We start from the raw sequence: 19,480 nt of genomic DNA, 5'->3' as shown, positions 1-19,480 counted from the left end.
ACCACCCCCGCATGAGGCTGATCGCCTTGCGGGGGTTTTTATCGTGCCATCTTCTCGGCAGTTACTCCAGCCGGATACGATCCTTATAGAAAACCGGCGTGAGCCCAAGCCTCGAAACCGACACGAATACTTGATCCCCGTGACCGAACAGCGCAGCGCCCGGAACATAACGATCGGAGAACTTCAACTCGACGGGCTCCCGGTCCGGCAGCGAAAACTGATACCGATCTTCTTCCTGCTCCACATAATCGCGAAACAGTCTGGCCCGTATATAAAGCTCGCCGTCCAGCATAAGCAGCGGGTACGGCGTGTTGGAATCCGGATAAACGTCGAACAGGTCCGACTCGACAGCGTATTTCCCGGAATGTTTCACAATCGTGTTCAGTTGACTGTCCGTCAACGCAATGCCGAGCAGCCGATAATGAATCTTCTGCAGCACGTTCCAAATTTTCCATAGGGAGACGAGGATCAGGCCTCCGGCAACACTGCAAACGACGATCAGGATGTCGGATTCGAGAATACCGGCGAAGGTTCCGGCTACGAGGACAAACAGGCCGACTACCAGCAGAATGATCACTTTGAGACCTCCCGGCCGATCCGGTTTTTATTACGCGATTTGCTTGGGGATGTCCGCCGATATCGAAGCCTTTTTTTCTAAATATTGCTGCAGCACCATAAAAAGAAACGGAATGACGGCTGCGGCTACATAACAAGAAATGAGAAACGGCATCTTCCAGGGCTGATAACCGTAATAGTTGTAGAGCAGATCGGTCTTGAGCTGCCCCGGTATGGCGATAAGCACAAATCCCATGTAGACGGCCGCGATCATGACCCTTTTTCCGGGCGCGAATATGCAGCTCACGAAAATGGCGAACGCGATGCAGATAAAGTCCGAATACAGATGGTCCAAAATAAATTTGGTCTGCAAACTATACTTCGTAAACCAACCAAGCACGAAATAATCGACCGGATATCGAAATAAGGCCATCAGCATATAAGCGCCGAAAAAGCTGGGTATGAAAATAAACCAGCGAATGGTCGTACCGACGTTGTGACCGACATTGTAGTAAGGTTTGTGCATCCGACTAACCTCCCCGTTTCGTGTAAGTCTGCAAGTTCCGGTGCCGCGCCCCCTTTCTTCCGATTATGCTGATTAGCTAATATAGAATATTGCCTCCACATCGGATAGATTCGCCCAATTCCCGAATATTTCCTGCTGTTTCCTTGAAAAAACAAAAAAAGACAGTGATTGGATCATCTGTCTTTTGGGTATCGAAGCTCATCTGGCTTCCAAAGGTTGTCCGGCCCTTAAATCAACAGGCTGAACAGATTGGAATCCTCGTTAATATAGCTGAACTGCAGCCCCCGCGTCCGCATCCGGTCGATCAGCGGTTCGTAATCGTCCCTCTGCTTCAGCTCGATGCCTACAAGCGCCGGTCCGTTGTCTTTGCTTGTCTTCTTCACATATTCGAAGCGCGTAATATCGTCGTTCGGCCCGAGGACGAACTCCAGAAACTCGCGGAGCGCCCCCGCCCGCTGCGGGAAATTGACCAAAAAATAATGCTTCAGCCCTTCGTAAATAAGCGAGCGCTCCTTGATCTCCTGCATCCGGTCGATATCGTTATTGCCTCCGCTGATTACGCATACGACGTTTTTGCCGGCAATCTGGTCTCTGTAAAAGTCGAGTGCGGCAATCGGCAGCGCTCCGGCGGGTTCGGCGACGATCGCGTTCTCGTTGTACAGCTCGAGGATGGTGGTGCACACTTTGCCTTCCGGCACGACCAGAATATCGTCCAGCGCTTCCTTGCAGATTTCGTAAGTCAGCTCGCCTACGCGTTTCACCGCGGCACCGTCCACGAACTTGTCGATTTCGCCAAGTGTTACGATCTCGCCTTTTTGTATCGATTGGCGCATCGACGGCGCTCCGGTCGCTTCTACGCCGATCAGCTTCACGGAAGGCTTCGAACCTTTGACATAAGCGGCGATGCCGGCCATCAAGCCGCCTCCGCCGATCCCGGCGAAAATGTAATCGACCGGCTCCCGCATATCGTTCAAAATCTCCAGACCGACCGTACCTTGTCCGGCGATAATCTCGGGCTGATCGAACGGATGAATAAACTGCATCCCTTCGCGACTACAATAATCAAGCGCCTCCCGCAACGAGTCGTCAAACGTGTCGCCGGTCAGCAGCACTTCCACGAACGGGCCTCCGAACAGCTTAACCTGGGATATTTTTTGCCGCGGCGTCGTCGCCGGCATGAAAATTTTACCGGAAACCTGCATCGCCTTGCAGGAATAAGCGACTCCCTGCGCATGATTGCCGGCGCTCGCGCAGACGACGCCTTTCTTAAGCTCGTCCACGGACAACCCGCGCATCAGGTTATAGGCGCCGCGAATTTTGAAGGAACGGACGACTTGGAGATCTTCCCGTTTCAAATAGACGTTGCAGCCGTACCGTTCCGATAAAATATAGTTTTTTTGCAATGGCGTATGGTGCACAACGTCCTTCAGCGCGTGCCCCGCCACGATAATGTCTTCCAGTCTGACTCGATCCGCAACCATCCGTAAGTTCCTCCATCCAGCACATGCCTATCGGTCCAGCATCCATGTACGCATAATATCTCTACATTATACATCCATGGGACATAATGTCCACCGACAATTTAACGACAATGGCTTCAGGAAGGCGAAGGTTCAGGAAATCTCCAACGGGTGAAGCGCGGTCCGGCAAATTTTTCCCGACGTGCTGGAAGAGCCGGCTTTGACGGTTACTTGATGGTGCTTGATGGTGCTTGATGGTGCTTGATGGTGCTTGATGGCGCTTGATTTTGCTTGATGTGCTTGATGGCTCTTGACGGTCACTTGGCGAGCATGCGCGGCAGCTCCTCCAGCAGCCATTCCCGCGAGGCGGCGTCGGAGTCCGATTTCTGAATGTAAAGGCGATATACATCCCCATTCTTAACGGCAGGCAGTCCTTTCCATACCGCGCTGTTTATGAGGGCATCCGTCGATTTCTTTGCTTCGTCGGCAACCGGGTCCAGAATAAAGATGCGGTCGCCTGCAAATTCGGGGAGACTTTCCACGGATATTTGGCGGAAACCTTCCTTCGCATCCAGCACTTGCTGAATCGGAGCCGTCGGCTTCAGCCCGCCTTCGCCGTACAACAGCTGCGGCAGACCCGCTCTGGCCATGACGAACAACCGGTCTCCGGGGTAGTAAGTGAACACGGAGGCCGTCTCGCCCGGCTTCAGTACAGTCGCATACAGCTTCTTCCACATCTCGGCGGTTTGGCGTGATGAGCTTTCAACCAATCGGCCGTCTGCTGCTGTTTATTGAAAATAACGCCCAATTCCTTGAAGCGGTCGTCCAGCGAAGCAAACGTGTCGAACATAATTGTCGGCGCTATTTTGTCCAGCTGGGCGTAAGCTTTCTCGTCCGTATTGGCAATGATGATCAGATCGGGATTCAAGGAAATCACCTTCTCCAGATTAAGCGGAAAGCCTACGTTTTCGATTTGCGCCGCTTCTTTCTGGTACACTCTACCATCCAGATGATCACCGAAAATGCCGATCATCGGAATGTCCAGTTCAATCAGATCGCCTGTCGTCTCCCCTGCGAATACAACTCTTTTCGGCGCTGCCGGAATTTGCACCGTATGCCCTTTGTAATCTGTATACGAGCGTGTCGTCGCTTGTTCCTTAGTTCCCGTCTGCCCGTTTGACGCTTCCGTATTCGAACCGGCAGGACGGCCGCCGTTGTCCCCTTTCGTCGAACCCGAATCCGAATTGCCGGATGTACACCCGATCAATAGCAGCCCCATCATCGTTGCCGCAGCGATCACGGATATGCTCTGTTTTGCCAGCCTTTTCAACTTGGTTCCCTCCCGTTTTTTGAGCAATCTGCTTCTCTGTGATAATGATAATTATTATCATCAATGAGATTACACAAAATCGGAACGAGACTCAATGGACAAACTCAACAATGTGTCTTGGTGTTTGTACAAAACGGACAGGAACAAAAACTGTCGTACGAGGGTTTTCACAAGGGATTTTTCACAACGGACTTTTCACAAGGGATTTTTCAGTTTTCTCACAAAGGTTTTCTCATAAAGGTTTCTCACAAAGGTTTTCTCACGATGGTTTTCTCACGAAGCCTCTTTCACATGGCATACTTGCAGGCAGACGGGATTCGCTTGAAGGTTAGCGTTACTTGTACAGGCTCGACAATGAATAAGAGTTTTTGGTACCTTCTATTTTTGTCATATGGGGATGATCGATCGGGACAAATAGAGGAGGTTAGCACCCTTTATTTCAATCAAATAGTGGGGTCCGCAGGTAGCGCCGATTTTAAGAGTCTCCAATCGCTATTTCCCCCTTCGAGGACGGTTTCGGAGGAAATAGGGGGTACAAGCAGAGGCAGTGAACCGGGTGGCTACGATGAATCCTGCGGCTTGGGTAATACGCAGAACGCGGCTGAGCGCCAGCAGAGCGCCAACAGAGTGCTGGAAGAGCATCTGCAAAGCACCATGATCGGTACGGCAGCACCCGTCTCCGTCAGCAACGAATCGCAAACCTGCTACTGCTACTGCTGCTGCCGCCGTCATTAATCTACCCGCGCAGGTACGTGGCTGCCCCAAACGTGTCGCATGTGGCGGGAACATCCCTGTTTCGAAACGAAAAGACCTCAGCTTCCACTGTAACGTGGATTGAGGTCCTTATTGTTCAAGCAAATCGATTCTTGGCCGGGCTCCACAATCGCATAATAACTACGGAGACAGCCCGTCTTTTAGCCGTTTTCGTATGCTCACATTTGCATCTGCACCTGCACTTGCACTTGCACTATCCTTACCCTTCCACTCCGACTACCCTAGTCTTTCTTCAAGCTGGCCCGAATCAATCCGGCCGTTTTCACCGAATTTTGAAAATCCGGGCTGGCGCTTAGCAGCCAGTTGCGGTGCAGCACCGCCGTATCGTCCTGCTCCGGCTCCCCGTATGGCCACGCTTCGCCGATTCCCAATAAATACTCCCTCATCAGCAGAAGGAACGCCGTGCTCCACTGGCGGGTTTCGCGAATGGTCGGTACGAATGGGTAATAATGATCGTAGGCGGCCCGGATCAGCGTATGCACCACTTCCTGCAGAACGGCCGGGATGTCCGCCTTCTCCAGCTTTTCGGCCAGCTCCTGCGGCAGCTCCGGCTCGTCCGTAGACGCGTGGCTTTCGTATTCCGCTTCGGTGACGGCGCCCTGTTCCTTCGCCATCCACAGCTTCATCCGGTCCAGAGCCGGTTTATACGCGGCCGGCACCGATATCGTAAGCTCCGGCTGCGGATCGTCCAGATTCACGACGAACGGCTCGCCCATCTTATGAATTTTCACATTGCCGCGGACTCCGAGCCAGCGCAGCGACAGCAGCGCCTGCGTAATCACTTTGCCGTTCAGGTCTTCGTTGCGGCATACGCGGCGGAGCAGCTTCTCGCTTCTCGGATCGGGCACCATGCACAACATCCGGACCGCGTTCAGCGCCTCGTGCATATCCCCGTCCAAGCCGGCCTGAGCGCGTGTATAGATTGCATCCACCTGGCCTCCGACCAGATTGTCCAGCTCCATCGTCTTGCCCGCATATTCCTCCAAAGTAAGGTTGCCCTGCAAGTTCAACAGCGTCTCGCCTTGCTCTTCCGCCGCTTTCCGGTACGTCTTCTCCATCTCGTCCGCCAACTGCGAGTAATTATCCCGCTCCTCGGCAGTCAGCCCGAAACGTTTCGACATCGCCCGGAACCACGACGACAAAGCGATCGGACTGCGCTGAAACATCATCATGGCGAACGTGACCAGGTTTTTATCGAACGGCAGCCCTTCCTGCAAAGCGAACCGGGCAAGCGCGATCTGGGCGTCTTCCTCCCTGCGCATCAGGCTGAAGGACATGATTAGTCCGTTCCAGGCGTTTCCGTTCGTATTCTCTTCCAAGATCGCCCGGTAAAAGAAAAATGACGCCAGGCCGTACGAATCGTGCTCTAAATGATACCTTCCCATACTTACGGAATCTGCAAATGGATTCATCGTTAACTCGGCTCCTATGTATGTATTCGTTTATCGTGCAGCCTACTTGGCCAATTCTCCGAAACGCGAGAAGATCGCGAGCGCCGGATCGATCGGCACATGCGCCCTTCGGACGTCGGCCGGAATCGGAATCACCGGAGTCGGCTTCGGCAGCCGCCCTGCGAATTGCGGCAGCCACTGCTCCTGCGCTTGCAGCATCTCGGTCACCATATCGCGGATTTCCTTCAGCGTCAGCACAGATGAAGCAAGCGGGTCCATCGCGACGGCCTGCACCACCGTTTCCGGGTCACCCGATTTGGCTGCCAGAACAGCCAGACGCTGAACGTTGATATTGGTCATATTAAGCGCGGCGCACTGCGGCGGCAGTTCTCCGACAATCGTCCGGTGGATGCCGGTCCGATCCGCGAACAACGGGCCTTCCGCGCAGCAATCCGCCGGAAGATTGGCGATCATCCCGTTATTTCGCAAGTTGCCGCTGAATTTGAACGTTTTGCCGGTTTCGAGCGCTTCGATGATGTAAGCGCAATATTCGATACTGCGCGGAGGCAGGTCGGCCGGCTCGTCCGCCAGAAGGTCGCGCTCCTCGTATTTGCGGGCCACGTATTCACCCCAGTGATAGGCGGCTCCCGATTCGCCTCCGAAGGCGGGTTCGTCGCAGTACAGCTCCATCGCTTTTGGGCTTTTGCGGAACCAGGGAACGTATTCGGACAGGTGCCCGGTAGATTCGGTCATGAAATAGCCGAAATGCCGGAACACTTCGCCTCGTACTTTCTCGTTTACGTAATACTCCGGCTGCTCGAACCGTCTCCGAAGCTCCGGATATAAGTCTTTCCCCTTATGTTCGATTTTAAGAAACCAGCCCATATGGTTGATCCCTGCGGAAACAAAATCGATCTCCGATTTCGGCACCTCCACATAGCCGGAAATCAGATCAAGCGTCGTCTGCACGCCGTGGCACAAGCCGACGTACTGAATATTCGTCTCCCCGAGCGCCCAACCGACCATCGCCATCGGATTGACGTAATTAAGCATCGTCGCTTTCGGACACAGTTCCTCCATATCGCGGGCTACGTCCAGGATGACCGGAATGGTGCGCAGCGCGCGGAACACGCCGCCGGGACCGAGTGTATCGCCGATGCATTGATCGACGCCATAGCGCAGCGGAATTTTATAATCCAGCTCAAATGCGCCCATCCCGCCGATCTGGAACGAGCAGATCACATAATCGGCGCCGCGCAGCGCCTCCCGGCGGTCCGTCGTAACGCTTACTTTCGATTTCAACCCGTTCCGCTTGATGACGCGATCTGCGAAAGCGGCGACCTGGCTCGTTTTTCTCGTTGAGGGAGCCATCAAGACGAACTCCGTATCTTCAAGCGCTTCCGTGGCCATCATGTCAAGCATCAGCGTTTTGCAAAATACGGCGCTGCCCGCTCCTATTATGGCTACTCTTCTCATATCGTTCCCCCTTCTTCCCTGCCATGAAAACCAGCTCATGAAGATTGGCGCGATGAAACCCCAATACGTATATATTCGTGAATCCCCTTCCATCTCCTCTGTATTTTCCGGACGGAATTAATTTTTTCTCGTTAATCATGGCAATCCCGCAGGCCCGCGCCGCCCCGCAGTTGAATACCGGCTTTCGTTTGACTCGCGTCCAAGCCGGGTAATACATAGTTGTTGAGAGAACTTTATGACGAAAGGAAGTGCGGAACATGGAACAAAGAGGATGTAAGGTCGCTTTTCTGCTGGCAGACGGGTATGAGGATTCCGAGATGAAACATCCGTTCGAAGCGATAACCAAATATGGGCACGAAGCTGTCATTATCGGCCTGGAGAAAGAACAGGAGCTGCAGGGCAAGCAAGGGACGATCACGTATACGACGCATTTGTCGATCAACGAAGCATCTGCGGACGATTATGACGCGATCGTCATTCCAGGCGGACGTTCTCCCGAACATCTGATGGGGAACGATCAGATTCTGGACTTCCTTCGGCAAGCCAACGAGAAGGAGATCACAATATCCGCCATCTGTCACGGTCCGCTGCTGCTATCCGAAGCCGGGCTCGTCCAGGGCCGAAATTTCACTTCCTATTCGGGCGTAGCGGAGAAAATCGCCGAGCAAGGCGGTGTATATTCCGATCAGCCGGTCGTCGTTGACCGCAACTTCGTTACTTCCCGGGGACCGCACGATGAACCGGATTTCATCGGCGAAACGCTCCGCAAGCTGGGCCATTCAGCCAATTAAGCCGCTTGCGATCCGATATACGCGGAACATCCTCTATCGCCCGCCAATATTCGGCGGATGCGGCAGAGGATGTTTGTTTGGAGCCCGATACCGCATTGGCGTTCGAAGCTGCGGATGCAGCCGCCGGTTGCTGCCTACAAGTGTCCGTTCAGCCGCTTCGCATAACAATGTCTGGGCAGACCGCCGTACATCGAACGGGAAAACTTCCATTCGTATCCGGACAACTCCAGATTGCGCCGGCTTGCCTCATTGTCCGGGTGAACCGTCGAATACATGTGCAAGCATCCGTACTCGGCAGCTCTCCGTTCGCGAAGCTCCACGAAAAACCGCTGCAGTCCTTTTCCCCTGGCGGACGGATGGACCGCCGAGCCTTCCAGAGCCGCTACGCGAAGCAGCTCCCGTTCTGGCACCCCGTACTCGCGTGCCAAGTTCCGCGGACCCGGTCCGGGAAATCCCAGGACGGTTACGGCCACAAGCTGCGTATCGGCAAAAGCGCCGTACAGCTCCCCCATATTCCGGATATGCTCGCGAAAATAGCCGGAATCGTCCATCGCGTAATAGTCGGAAGAAGGAAGCAGCGATACGATCAGCTGCATAAGCTCCATCACGGAACCGATATCGTCATCCTCCAACCGCCTTATGTATAAGTCTTGATACGGGCTGCTCATCTTTTCTTCCACCTTCACTTTGCGAAATTTCACACCGTTCGGCCGGAACGGATGCCTTCAGCAGGCGCACATAGCGGCCAGTCGTTAAGTAATTAGCCTCGCGCGCACGGCGGCCAGTTGCTCCGCCAGCTCATCCAACAGGTCCTTGATCAGAATCTTAGTCGAGTAGGAGGCGGGAATGCCTTCATAACCACCATACACCCCCGCGATCCCTCCCGCTATCGCAGCGATCGTATCCGAGTCGCCGCCCAGGTTCGCCGCCGTCTGGACCACCTCGGCAAACGATTCGGCGCGCAATAGAAGAAATAACGCCCAATTGAAGCTATGAACGACATAACCGCTTGGTTCGCAGTCGGGTTCCCGGGAGAGGACGGATGCGTAGACGGTATTCCCGATTTCGCTGCGAACGGCTTCGCGCAGCGGCTCCTCGTTCATAATCCGGAATACGATCCGGTTGTACAGCGTACAAGCTTCGCTGCATCGTTCGTCGTAATGGGTCATCTTCGACTGCAACCGCGAAAACTTATCGATCTCCGGCAGCCCGGGGTAGCTTAGCCCTACGGGCAGACAACGCATCAGCGAGCCGTTACCGGCGCTTTGACCAAGATCCAGATCCGCGAGATAGGCGGCTTCGAACCAGCTGCCGTTATAAGTGCTCAATACTCTTCTAATGATATTGCCGATATCTTTCGGATCGGACCGGTACCATTCCATAAAGTTCGACCCGATATGCGGTATCGGATCATGCGGGTTGCGGACGATCCCTTCGACGACCGCGAGCGTCATCATCGTATCATCCGTCACTTCGCCCGGCTCCAGATCCCAGACGCCGCCTCCGATGATCTCCGTCAGGTAGCCGTATTTGTTTTTGACCTCGCTTCGGGTCATAAACTCCGTCGTTCCGCCCAGGGCATCCCCGATTGCGACACCGTACAGACCGCCTTTTATACGATTCAACCGATTCATAAGTTCCCCTCCCTATCCAGCTTATTCCGTCAGCTAGGCTGAAAGTTGTTAGTATCATTTTGTTATTAACATAATGGTATTATATATCCTCCCCTACGCTTGCTGTCAAGCACACACCCGATCGCCGTATGCCCCAGCTTCAAAGGCATAACGAAAAAAGCCCGATCTCTCGGACTTTTCTCCCCCACCCGGATTCAGTTATCGAACCGCCATAACCGCTCTTACAAACTCCTTCATACCGTCTTGACGGGTCGCCGCGATCCACGATCTCAACCGCTCCTCGTCGCCTTGAAACACCCATTCCAGCTTCTCTCTTAATTCGTCCATGTACGTCTTCACCTGGGACGAGGCTGCAGATTCTTCGCCCATCGCATCGACCAGCCTGACCCAATTCCGCTGCGGCGGACCGACGAAATGTTCCGGGTATGCTTTCGCAATCCGGAGCGCCTCCTCCATCGAGCGGTCTGTATAGATTTCGACTGCGAGATACAATCCGACGAATCTGTGGCTGCCGTCTAACCTCATGGCCTGTTCGAAATACGCCAAAGCTTCGTCGAACCGGCTTTGCTGCGTCAGCGTCTTGCCGCGCACCGATAACTCGTAAGAGGACAAAGGCGAGCGACGCAGCCGGTCGTAAAGCCCGATCGTCGTATTGTATTCCGCCCAGGCCCGGTTCCCGGCATAATATTCCGCCAGCGCGCTCGCATAGACGGCTTCGGGACGAACCTCCAGCATCCGCTTCAAATACGGAACTAGCGCTTCTTGTATCGATTGGTCCTTCATCACGAGCGCTTTCGACTGGAGCAGGCGAATGACCATCCGAAGAGCGTGAACGTGGTTCGGATCGTTCTCCAGCTCTTCCTTGTATTTCGACAAGGCTTCCTCATAATGGCTCACTTGAACGAGCCGATCTGCTTCCGTCAACGTTCTCTGCTTCATATAAAAGAAAGGCAGATTGCCGATGGAATCGTCATCCAGCCGGTAGCCGCTGCTCTTCGTCAGCATCCGGCCGTCCGCGCTGAAAGCTTCGACGCTCCAGAAAAACCGGTTGTCCGGATTGGAATAACCAAGCAGGCCCGACGGGTCGGCTGACGCCCAGTCCCTCTCCGTCTCGTACGACAAGCCGAATACCTGATCGTATAACCGCTCCGCCGGAACCGTCAGCCGGTTATTTTCCACATGCGTCTGCAGCGTCGTGCTGCCCGATCCGTTTTTGAATCCGATTCCTACATTTACATTATAATAGGCGGCTCCTTCCACCCGTTCCCATTCGAACTCGATATCGGGTCCGGACAGGGTCTGCTGGTTCACCGGAGAAAACAGCTCCAACAGCGGATATAACGTCACCGGCAGCGAAACGTTCGGTTGTCCGTCGATGATCGTCCATTCGTCATTGCCGATCGGCCACGTCCAGCCGCTGATCTGATCGAAATTCATCCCCAGGTACAGCTGGTAGCTGCCGGGAGTGACTCCATAAAACGTATACTGCCCGGAAGTATCCGTAGTCGTCTGATACGGATCTTGTTCCGTCACGCTGCGATTCGCGATCGACTCCTCCCGAAGGAAGACGCCGGCGTTTACGATCGGCGTGCCGTCGCTGCGGCGGAGCGTCCCCGAGACGATCGTACGTCCCGCTTCGAGTCGTTGTTCCTCTTTTTGCAGCAGCTCCTGCAGCATCATTAATTGGTGTATAAAGACCTGCCTATTGGCGGATGCCGCCGGGAGCGAATTCGCTTCCTCCAGCTCGGCACTGAATCGTTCCAGCGCTTGCCTGCTTTGACCGGCATCGATCCAGACCCGGGCTCTCATCCGGGCGATCTCCCCGCTGCTGTTCTTCTCGCCCTCCAGCTGGCGGTATGCGAACTCTGCCAGAACCCGGTCCGCCTCCTCCACTTGTCCACTGGCCGCAAGCAGCTCAGCCTGTCTAATGACGAGCGTTTGACGCACATAAGCGAAATTTTTGGCAGTTAGCCGCCGCTCCGCCTCCTCAAGCGTCCGGATCGCTTCCTCCGGCTGCCCTTGGCGTTCGTAGACATACGCCAGATGTTTCACCGCCTGTGACCAATATCCGTCGATCGACGCCTGGTCCACATAGTATTCCAGGTAAGGCACTTTCTCTTCGGTCCGGAACAGTTCCGTACGGTTCGGCAGATGGGACTGGGTATGACCGGGTCCGACATATAAATCGTAGTTGGATGCACGCATCCGCTCAGGCGCCATAGCTCCTTCGATCATCGTCTCCCGTATCAGTTTCAGCTTCTGCTTTTCCGTAAACAACGAACCGTCAAGCGCCTCCATGATGCCCTGCACGCCCCGGATATTGCCGGCAGCCGCCTGCTGTCGAGCGTAATACAAATTCCCGTAAGGAAGCGCCACTTCCGTCAGCAGCGGCAAAGCCACCGCGACCGCCAACACCGACAGGACCAGATGCTTAACTTTTATTTTGATTTTCAGCATAGGTCACCGCCTTCTCTAGTTCATCTTTCCAATACGTATTGCCGCCCGCTTCGACCAACTGCCGGACCGCCGCAGGCGCAGGATGTTCCGGTTCGGAGACCTGGGGGAACCGCTGGACGCCCAGCAAGACGAACAATAACAAAGCCGCCGCAGCGCCGGGCACGACCGGAAGCTCGATCTCTGTGTTCCATAACGCGCGCAGCCGTTCGCTCCGTGTAGCAGGAAAAGCTTGCTTCCGCACCTCCTCCTGCTTCGTAAAATGAAGCTCGCTGAGCTCCTCATCCAATCGTGTTTTTACCGACTCGTTGTCCCTGCTCATCGTTGTCCCCCTCCTCCCAGATCCGCTTCAGCATCGAACGCCCTCTGGCTAGGCGCGCTTTAACCGTATTTTCGTTCGTTCCGAGCTGTTCCGCAATTTCCCGCACAGCCAGTTCATTGTAGTAATATAACGTGATCGTCTCTCTGTATAAATACTTCAGCCGATGAACCGCATCGGTCAGGCGCTCGGTGCGCCACTCCAGAAAGAAACGCTCCTCCGGACCGGGCTCCGGATCGTCCCCGAGAAACGATTCCATCCGTGCATAAGAGAGCAGCCGGTTCCAGTCCCAGGTACGAAGCTTCATCCGGCACCGGTTGACGGCGATCCGGGTCAGCCAGCCTTTCAGCCGGGAAGGCTCGGCGAGCTGTCCGATCTTGTAATAAGCGGTTATAAAGGTGTCCTGAACCGCCTCTTCCGCCGCCTGCCGGTCTTTGAGCAGGAGATAGGCCGTGCGAAGCAAATAGTCGCCGTATATCTCCATCAAGCTTTGCAGCGCAGCTTCATCCCGGCGCTTCAACCGTTCGATGACATCCAGTCCGCTCGCCCCCTCTCTCTGCACTTTAGATGCAAGCTGTGCCGATCCGGTTGCATGAAATACGCCTTTTGGCAAAAAAAGTTGAACACAGATCCTCTTCGATTAGTAAAAACAAAAAAAGCAGGCGCTCGGCCTGCCGAAACTTTTTGATTTTCCTTCCTAACGGCATAATTATTTTCATGCCAAGAAGGGGCGGTTACTCGAAGCTTGCACTACTCCCGGATTAGAGGTTTTGCTGGAATGCGGTCGCCCGCCGTTGCCGGCTGGGAGATAACGAGAAATTCCACGTCGAGTTGAGATTCATTTTTCATCTGGTGAGGGATGCCCGGCAGGACGGAAACACCTTCGTGGCGTTCAAGGATGACTTGCTCTCCATCGATCTCGATCGTAGCCGTTCCGGACAGCACAAAGAAGAACTGTTTCGCTTTTTCGTGGTAATGCCTCACCTCGAACGTACCTGCCGGCATACGCTCGTGAATGATACTGCGGTCCGCTTCGCTCACAAGCCGCCAACCGTCGCATACTTCCGCCCAAATATAATGCTCGGCCGTCTCTTTGCTGATTTTCATTGCTGCAACACTCCAGACTCGGTTTACTTGTGGCCGGCTTTATGCGGCGGGTTACTTCGGCTTGTTCTTCCCGATTGCACGAAGCACCGCTTCTTTCGGCGTCCAGCAGTCGAATTTGTACTTCGGGCTCGTTGCATAACCGAGCCGGCTGCACCAGTATTTCTCCGGAGTGTGCTTCCGAATCTCATAATGCGTACAGGAAGCACAGCAATGATAAGGGTTCATCTGCTGCCGCTCACTCCTTCGTCAGCCGATTTCCAGGCGATTCGCGCTCCTTGAGGGACTGGTTGATTTCAGTCAGCATATACTCGGCGAAGCTAGGCAGCAACGGCGTCTCCGCTTCCAGGCACGCGGAAACCCCGCTGTATTCGTCCAGGCAACGGCGGATCAGCACCTTGTAACGGTCCGGAACAACCTGTAACGCCCACTCCCCGCCTTCTTTTTTGGAGCTTATCGCCCCTTCCTTCAAGTAGTACAGCACCCGGCATAAGTTTAACGTCATATACAGCGGGTTCATAAGAATATCCCGGGCCGCATCCTTAATGTCATTAAGGATCGACGACGTATAGTACAAGGCATCTACAGGCTCGTACAGCTCCCGGAGCGGCCGGCCATGTAGAGCGATGCCCCGGTAATAGGCGATCGTCAGATGGGCCGCCAAATCTTCGTCCGTTAATCCGCCGCATCTGTAGTTTGCGTCCAATCTGTATTTCTCTCTATGGAGGGGGGAGTAATGAAATTCAAAAGGCGTTGGATACGTAAAAGGCTTCACCGCCGATTCCAGCAGCACGCTGAATTCGAGCTCGGGAAGTTCCGGCATGTCGTCAGCCATCCTCAGTACGGCACGCGCCAGTTCGCGGTACGTGTCCTCGTCCGGCTTATCCTTCAGGATGACCAGAAAATCGATGTCGCTTCGATCCGGATGAAAGCAGCCCATAGCGAGCGAACCGTGCAAATAAATACCGATCAACCGGTCCTCGAGCAGTTGCCTGAACAGATCCACGATCTTATTCAAATATAGCGATGTGTCCGTCTTCATCCGCTTCATCCGATTCACCCGCTCCTTCCGGCTTCCTTACTCCCCAATGCACTCCTCAAAAAGGCCGGGCTGTAACCGTTCTCCGTCGCCCACCTGGCTGCGGTCTCCAGCTTCTCCCGGTAATCCGGCTGGTAAGCAGTATAATGCGGATAATAGTATTGCTCGTGAATCAGCAGCTCGATAAATCCCGCTTCGCCCGGGTTCGCCTTGACCCGGTCGAGCTCCCGGATAATATCGTTTTTCTTCAGCCCGTCCAGCACCGCATCGATCTTGATGAAGATGAGATCCTCGCTATGATCTTTCCAGAAGTCCCGGCCGTTCAGATGCGCGGTCTGCTCGTCGTTCAAATAATAAGAGACGATCGGGCGGCCGCCCGCAAACCGGAAATAACCGGCTAATCCGCGGAAGCCGAACTGCCGGAGCGCTCTGCACCCTTCTCGTGTCGCCGCGCCGTAATGGATCGTCGTGGCCGGCTCCAGAACCTCCTCGCCTGCAAACCGGACGATCTCGCCAGTGACGAGCTTGCAGTCGCGCAGCACCTCTTCGGGCTCCGCGTGTTCATAAGGCCGGGGCGGGTCATTTTGCAGCGCATGGAACGTTAACCGGAGCCAGTGGGCATTCGCCTTCCACTCCTCCTTGTACGTATCCGGCATCTGCGTCAGGTTGAAGCCTTCCGTCTGGTAGTACAGATTAAACTGCACCTTCGTGCCGTACTTCTCATGAATATCCTTGTACATGCCGAGGTAAGGGTTGTCGAAGATGGACCGGTACCGATGACGATTGTCGGCGATGTCTTTCAGAAACCAGATGTTGTCGTCAACCGCAATCCGGTATTTGTTCACGGCGTTTTTCAGCCAATAGACGACCCGGCTGTCGGTGTAACCCGTCTCCCGATCCGTCACCGTTATCGTATTCGCATATCCGTCCAAAGCGGCTTCCCCGTAGTAGTACTCGCCCTCCCGGCGCGCTTCGGCACCGTTGACGAGCAACTGCCTGCCGTCCGGCGCGGATATGGACACGTTAATAACGAGCCGCCCCTCCCGGATTTGTCCGTCGTACTCATTCAACATATCGCCGTCATGCGGAAACATAACCGTACAGCTCATTTCGAAAACCCTCCCTTTTTCTTCCTCTCCGCCGGTACACCGACCGTAAGGCGCTTATCCCCCGGATTTTCCAAGTTCCATGTCTTCGCTGAGCAGTTCCATCAAAGCGGCCGGGATCGAGAAGTGTTTATTATCGATCATAAACCGGGCCAGCTCCTCGGCGTCGTCGTGATGCTGTTCTCCCTTTATTGCTTCGATCTCCCGGTGCAGCCGTTCCATCCGCAGATCGAGCTCATTGGACGAGTCGGCCGCTTCTTTCAGCTCCTGCAGCAGACGGGCGGGGACGGATTGGTCGTATTTGTAAAAAATTTTGTGCTCCAGGCTCGCCCAAAAGTCCATCGCGATCGTCCGGATCTGCACCTCGACAAACACGTTCTCCTGGCGGTCCGACATAAAAACCGGCACCTGCATCAGCAGGTGGAGGCTGCGATAGCCGTTGGGCTTCGGATTCATGATATAATCCTTGATTTCTACGATGTTCAAGTCGCTCTGGTTGCTGAGCATCTCGCTGATCCAATAAATATCCGAGATGAAGGAGCACGTAATACGCAGCCCCGCAATATCCTTAATATTCTCCCTGATGCTGGAAAACGAAGTGCCGCAGCCTTTGCGGCGAAGCTTGTTCATAATGCTGACCGGCGTTTTGATCCGCGACTTTGTGTGCTCGATCGGATTGTAATCGTGCAGCAGATGGAACTCTTCCTTCAGAATGTCCACCTTCGTTTCAAGCTCGCTTAGGGCAAACTTGTACATCATCATAAACCGCGTAATCTTGTTGCGGATCGTCTTTACCTGTTCCATTTGACTAATACTCATTGCCGATTCCCTTTCTGTCTGTCCGTTCGTTATGGCCGTATACCGGCAGTTTTCCCAAACGTATCCATCCCATTATACCATAAGACGGAACCCGGCCAGAACAAATACCGCTTCGGAAAACCGGAGACGACGTGCCTACAGACTGCCTAACCAGATAAGAGTCTCTAGCAGCTTCAATCTTGAGCATCCAAATAAAGGCTGCAAACCGCTTCTATTCGGTCCCCCTCCCCCAGCTAGTAGCAGCACAGAGAGCCGAACGGCTATGATAAACAACGACATGCAACTTGAGGCACCAGCGGACTCGACAAGTAAGGGGTCTATTTATCCGCGTTAGTACGGTGAAGAATTTGAACTTCCGCCGTCAATAAAAGAAACACTTGCCGGTTAAGCAAGTGTCCCTTCCCCATTCCGCGTCACATGTCAGCCGTCCGTCAAGGAGCGGCTTCCGCGACAACCATCGCATACCCCTCAATCGGTGGCAAGGCGATCCGCACATAGCCGTCCGGCGTCCGGTCGAAGGGCAGCGGCGTCCGGTCCGGTGCCATATAGACAGCCGTCACGCCGTCCGCCCTTAAGGATACTGCCGCACCGTGCAGAATCGGACGGTCCTCGATCACTTCGTAGCTGCCCCGCTTCTCCGGATACGTCAGCTTGATGTGGATCATCCGGTTCCGTTCCTTCGCCGTAACCGTCACACGCGCTGTCGTCGGGATTCGTTCACACCGGAGCACCGGCTGCGCAAGCAGCTGATCGATGCAATGCTTCACCGCATATTTATGCACCGGATACGCATGACGGTTGTAATTTCCGAATACGGGGAAGCAGAAGTGAATGATGTTCCCGCTTCTCGCCACGGCCGGCTCCCCGTTCTCCTTCTCGGGCGGCGTATAGAAGGAACCATGGAAGCCGTCCCACCGCCGGTTGAAATAAGGCTGCACGTAGTCCGCAATCGCCCGGGAGCCCTCTCCGAGCTTCATCCGGATTCCCGTTCCGTACATGGCACAAGGCATATCGGGTATGTCGTCTCCCGCATTCTCCTTCATCCGGAAATAAGACGCGTTCGACGTGTCCTTCCCTTCATAGCTCAATCGCCACTCGTCCATCGCAAAACCGCTGTGAGCTTCGTCCAGACCGGAATGTCCGGAGCTTATAATCCCTTTGCCGGCGGACAGATGGGCTTTCAGCTTCGCCCGCAGCGCCGGTGTGACCGGGATCTGATCCGGCATAATAAGGAGCTTGTAGCGGTCAAACTCCATCTCTTCGTCGATAATGTCGTACGTAAGCTTAAGTTCGCCCAGCATGCGGACCGCTCCCGCATGACAGCCGTGAAGATGTCCGTCCGTTCGGGTCAGCACGGCGATATCCGCAACGGCCGCCGCCTCGTCGGTCCAAGGCTCGTAACGTTCGATGTCGCGGTAGACTTCCCCGATCATCCGGTACACCGGTTCATCCAGTCCGTCCCGCGGATGCATATGATCGCCGACCGAGGTCGGCATCGCATTCATGATCGAATCCCAGCAGTCGTTCTGGAGCGACGCCTTGCTTTTGAGTCCTCCGAAATCGCCCCAGTTCGCATGAAACCGCCCCGTCATATAGAACACCTGCTGCCCCAAATTACGGATATACGCGGCTTGCGCCGGAAAGAAGTCGTAGCTCCAGGCGCCCGGGAGACATTCGATCTCCCAATGGGTCCGCAGCCCCTTCGTTTCCTGCGTGCTCAGTCCGTTCAAATATAAAAATTTATCGTCCCCGACCAGCCTTTTGACGTCCCGGCAAAACTCGAGCAGCGCTTCGCGGGCAAACTCCCGCACCTGACCGGGATCGAGCGGGTCCATCCCTTTCTCGCGCATCGTCTCCAGACATTCGTTCCCGTGGCACGGGCGCACCACCATACAGTCCAGAAATACGCCCTCCACCGGATACCGCTCCAAAACCTCACGGATCATCGCCAGCATATAGTCGCGATAACCGGAATGGAAGCACATGTTACGGAAGAAGTTGGCGGTTCTGTCCCCGTATATAATCTGACCGTCCTCGTCGACGACCGTCCAGTCCCGGCGCTTGCGCGCCATCTCGTGGTCGAGGCCTACATTAAAGTACGCGGTAACGCCAATCCCCAGCTTGCGGCACTCCTCGACGACCTGACCCAGGATATCAAACTTGAGGTGCGGATGCGGGATGCCGATCTTCGTCGGATAATACGCAAAGCCGATATTGCATTTGGCGAAGAAGTTGATAAAATCGACGCGCGCATCGGCAAGCGTACGCGCAAACTGGACGGCATCGAACCGTTCTCCGAAATCCGGTATGTCCGGCATCGTATGAAAATCGATATGCACCGCTCTTTTGATGGTCCTCACGATCCGATCAGCTCCCTGGCTATGGTGGACTCGCCTAATGTACATTGCAGGCTCCGTCGGCTTGTCCCTCGGGGTGGCTGGGCAGGTTGATATCGCCGACTATCTCATCATATTATATATTGTACATAATATATACTTACTTTCCAACTGATTTGTTAATTAGGATGGCTTCTAATCGCACTCGTGTAAGCGAGGCGGACAAGCTGCAGGCCAAGCACAAATCGAGTAGGCCCATGCACAATTGCATGGGCCTCTCACAGATCCGGACGTGCGGGTCATCGCATCCGGCTCCTCCAAGATTATCCCCTTTGGGGGTGATGTTCATTGTAAAGCTCAAGAAGA

19 protein-coding genes are annotated in these 19,480 nt (G+C 54.6%); 1 reads left to right on the top strand and 18 read right to left on the bottom strand.

The genetic code is table 11. From position 1 onward, the window contains the following. Positions 1 to 61 precede the first annotated feature (61 nt). From AC3Y2E_RS26155 to melA, 7 genes are all read right to left on the bottom strand, one after another. Positions 62 to 577, bottom strand: coding sequence for a hypothetical protein (locus AC3Y2E_RS26155; RefSeq protein ID WP_379215676.1), 516 nt, complete (start codon positions 575 to 577; stop codon positions 62 to 64). Positions 578 to 607: 30 nt separating this feature from the next. After that, positions 608 to 1,081, bottom strand: a complete 474-nt coding sequence (locus tag AC3Y2E_RS26150; RefSeq protein ID WP_379215674.1) for a hypothetical protein — start codon at positions 1,079 to 1,081, stop codon at positions 608 to 610. Between the two features lie 227 nt (positions 1,082 to 1,308). Then, the gene (gene ilvA / locus AC3Y2E_RS26145; RefSeq protein WP_379215672.1) at positions 1,309 to 2,562 is read right to left on the bottom strand and encodes a threonine ammonia-lyase IlvA; all 1,254 of its coding nucleotides are present in this window, start codon (positions 2,560 to 2,562) and stop codon (positions 1,309 to 1,311) included. Between the two features lie 296 nt (positions 2,563 to 2,858). Beyond that, the gene (locus tag AC3Y2E_RS26140) at positions 2,859 to 3,278 is read right to left on the bottom strand and encodes an ABC transporter substrate-binding protein (protein WP_379215670.1); all 420 of its coding nucleotides are present in this window, start codon (positions 3,276 to 3,278) and stop codon (positions 2,859 to 2,861) included. Next, a complete protein-coding gene (locus AC3Y2E_RS26135) occupies positions 3,248 to 3,871 on the bottom strand; it encodes an ABC transporter substrate-binding protein (protein WP_379215668.1) in 624 nt (207 codons plus the stop codon). The genes AC3Y2E_RS26140 and AC3Y2E_RS26135 overlap by 31 nt, the downstream gene beginning before the upstream one ends. 995 nt (positions 3,872 to 4,866) lie before the next feature. Further along, on the bottom strand, positions 4,867 to 6,057 hold the full coding sequence (locus tag AC3Y2E_RS26130) for a HEAT repeat domain-containing protein (RefSeq protein ID WP_379215666.1): 1,191 nt from the start codon (positions 6,055 to 6,057) through the stop codon (positions 4,867 to 4,869). 42 nt (positions 6,058 to 6,099) lie between these two features. Beyond that, the gene (melA, locus tag AC3Y2E_RS26125) at positions 6,100 to 7,512 is read right to left on the bottom strand and encodes an alpha-galactosidase (protein WP_379215664.1); all 1,413 of its coding nucleotides are present in this window, start codon (positions 7,510 to 7,512) and stop codon (positions 6,100 to 6,102) included. Between the two features lie 257 nt (positions 7,513 to 7,769). On the opposite strand from melA, the gene AC3Y2E_RS26120 reads away from it, so the two are divergent. Next, positions 7,770 to 8,303, top strand: coding sequence for a type 1 glutamine amidotransferase domain-containing protein (locus AC3Y2E_RS26120; RefSeq protein ID WP_379215662.1), 534 nt, complete (start codon positions 7,770 to 7,772; stop codon positions 8,301 to 8,303). A 134-nt stretch (positions 8,304 to 8,437) separates the two neighbouring features. Here AC3Y2E_RS26120 and AC3Y2E_RS26115 read toward each other — a convergent pair whose 3' ends face one another. The 11 genes from AC3Y2E_RS26115 to AC3Y2E_RS26065 form a co-directional block, all read right to left on the bottom strand. Continuing rightward, on the bottom strand, positions 8,438 to 8,971 hold the full coding sequence (locus AC3Y2E_RS26115) for a GNAT family N-acetyltransferase (protein WP_379215660.1): 534 nt from the start codon (positions 8,969 to 8,971) through the stop codon (positions 8,438 to 8,440). An 84-nt stretch (positions 8,972 to 9,055) separates the two neighbouring features. Continuing rightward, entirely contained in the window at positions 9,056 to 9,937 is an 882-nt protein-coding gene (locus tag AC3Y2E_RS26110; protein WP_379215658.1) for an ADP-ribosylglycohydrolase family protein, read from the bottom strand. Between the two features lie 198 nt (positions 9,938 to 10,135). Then, positions 10,136 to 12,394: a hypothetical protein gene (locus tag AC3Y2E_RS26105; RefSeq protein WP_379215656.1), complete on the bottom strand. Its 2,259-nt coding sequence runs from the start codon at positions 12,392 to 12,394 to the stop codon at positions 10,136 to 10,138. Next, on the bottom strand, positions 12,369 to 12,713 hold the full coding sequence (locus AC3Y2E_RS26100; RefSeq protein WP_379215654.1) for a hypothetical protein: 345 nt from the start codon (positions 12,711 to 12,713) through the stop codon (positions 12,369 to 12,371). The genes AC3Y2E_RS26105 and AC3Y2E_RS26100 overlap by 26 nt, the downstream gene beginning before the upstream one ends. Continuing rightward, positions 12,673 to 13,272 carry a sigma-70 family RNA polymerase sigma factor gene (locus AC3Y2E_RS26095; RefSeq protein ID WP_379215652.1) on the bottom strand — a complete coding sequence of 200 codons (600 nt, stop codon included), beginning with the start codon at positions 13,270 to 13,272 and terminating at the stop codon, positions 12,673 to 12,675. Before AC3Y2E_RS26095 ends, AC3Y2E_RS26100 begins: the two co-directional genes overlap by 41 nt. 188 nt (positions 13,273 to 13,460) lie before the next feature. Continuing rightward, positions 13,461 to 13,817: a cupin domain-containing protein gene (locus AC3Y2E_RS26090; RefSeq protein WP_379215650.1), complete on the bottom strand. Its 357-nt coding sequence runs from the start codon at positions 13,815 to 13,817 to the stop codon at positions 13,461 to 13,463. Between the two features lie 51 nt (positions 13,818 to 13,868). Continuing rightward, complete coding sequence (locus AC3Y2E_RS26085; RefSeq protein WP_379215648.1) at positions 13,869 to 14,042, bottom strand: hypothetical protein; 174 nt, start codon at positions 14,040 to 14,042, stop codon at positions 13,869 to 13,871. Between the two features lie 10 nt (positions 14,043 to 14,052). After that, the gene (locus AC3Y2E_RS26080; RefSeq protein ID WP_379215646.1) at positions 14,053 to 14,865 is read right to left on the bottom strand and encodes an aminoglycoside adenylyltransferase domain-containing protein; all 813 of its coding nucleotides are present in this window, start codon (positions 14,863 to 14,865) and stop codon (positions 14,053 to 14,055) included. 5 nt (positions 14,866 to 14,870) lie between these two features. Further along, positions 14,871 to 15,962, bottom strand: coding sequence for a hypothetical protein (locus AC3Y2E_RS26075; protein ID WP_379215644.1), 1,092 nt, complete (start codon positions 15,960 to 15,962; stop codon positions 14,871 to 14,873). 54 nt (positions 15,963 to 16,016) lie between these two features. Then, positions 16,017 to 16,778 (bottom strand): GTP pyrophosphokinase, encoded by a 762-nt coding sequence (locus AC3Y2E_RS26070; protein ID WP_379215642.1) that lies wholly within the window; start codon positions 16,776 to 16,778, stop codon positions 16,017 to 16,019. 431 nt (positions 16,779 to 17,209) lie between these two features. Continuing rightward, complete coding sequence (locus AC3Y2E_RS26065; protein WP_379215640.1) at positions 17,210 to 19,138, bottom strand: alpha-L-fucosidase; 1,929 nt, start codon at positions 19,136 to 19,138, stop codon at positions 17,210 to 17,212. Between the last annotated feature and the right edge of the window lie 342 nt (positions 19,139 to 19,480).

The sequence above is a fragment of the Paenibacillus sp. MAH-35 genome, assembly GCF_058135425.1.
The sequence above is the reverse complement of the archived record's forward strand: the minus strand, read 5'-3'. Positions and strand labels throughout refer to the sequence as shown.

Excerpts from the sequence above, each read along its gene's own strand:
- AC3Y2E_RS26150 (WP_379215674.1), bottom strand. The coding sequence starts at position 1,081 with ATGCACAAACCTTACTACAATGTCGGTCACAACGTCGGTACGACCATT.
- AC3Y2E_RS26110 (WP_379215658.1), bottom strand. The coding sequence starts at position 9,937 with ATGAATCGGTTGAATCGTATAAAAGGCGGTCTGTACGGTGTCGCAATC.
- ilvA (WP_379215672.1), bottom strand. The coding sequence starts at position 2,562 with ATGGTTGCGGATCGAGTCAGACTGGAAGACATTATCGTGGCGGGGCAC.
- AC3Y2E_RS26075 (WP_379215644.1), bottom strand. The coding sequence starts at position 15,962 with ATGAGCTGTACGGTTATGTTTCCGCATGACGGCGATATGTTGAATGAG.
- AC3Y2E_RS26115 (WP_379215660.1), bottom strand. The coding sequence starts at position 8,971 with ATGAGCAGCCCGTATCAAGACTTATACATAAGGCGGTTGGAGGATGAC.
- AC3Y2E_RS26130 (WP_379215666.1), bottom strand. The coding sequence starts at position 6,057 with ATGAATCCATTTGCAGATTCCGTAAGTATGGGAAGGTATCATTTAGAG.
- AC3Y2E_RS26140 (WP_379215670.1), bottom strand. The coding sequence starts at position 3,278 with ATGTGGAAGAAGCTGTATGCGACTGTACTGAAGCCGGGCGAGACGGCC.
- AC3Y2E_RS26120 (WP_379215662.1), top strand. The coding sequence starts at position 7,770 with ATGGAACAAAGAGGATGTAAGGTCGCTTTTCTGCTGGCAGACGGGTAT.
- AC3Y2E_RS26105 (WP_379215656.1), bottom strand. The coding sequence starts at position 12,394 with ATGCTGAAAATCAAAATAAAAGTTAAGCATCTGGTCCTGTCGGTGTTG.
- AC3Y2E_RS26085 (WP_379215648.1), bottom strand. The coding sequence starts at position 14,042 with ATGAACCCTTATCATTGCTGTGCTTCCTGTACGCATTATGAGATTCGG.
- AC3Y2E_RS26080 (WP_379215646.1), bottom strand. The coding sequence starts at position 14,865 with ATGAAGCGGATGAAGACGGACACATCGCTATATTTGAATAAGATCGTG.
- AC3Y2E_RS26070 (WP_379215642.1), bottom strand. The coding sequence starts at position 16,778 with ATGAGTATTAGTCAAATGGAACAGGTAAAGACGATCCGCAACAAGATT.
- AC3Y2E_RS26090 (WP_379215650.1), bottom strand. The coding sequence starts at position 13,817 with ATGAAAATCAGCAAAGAGACGGCCGAGCATTATATTTGGGCGGAAGTA.
- melA (WP_379215664.1), bottom strand. The coding sequence starts at position 7,512 with ATGAGAAGAGTAGCCATAATAGGAGCGGGCAGCGCCGTATTTTGCAAA.
- AC3Y2E_RS26100 (WP_379215654.1), bottom strand. The coding sequence starts at position 12,713 with ATGAGCAGGGACAACGAGTCGGTAAAAACACGATTGGATGAGGAGCTC.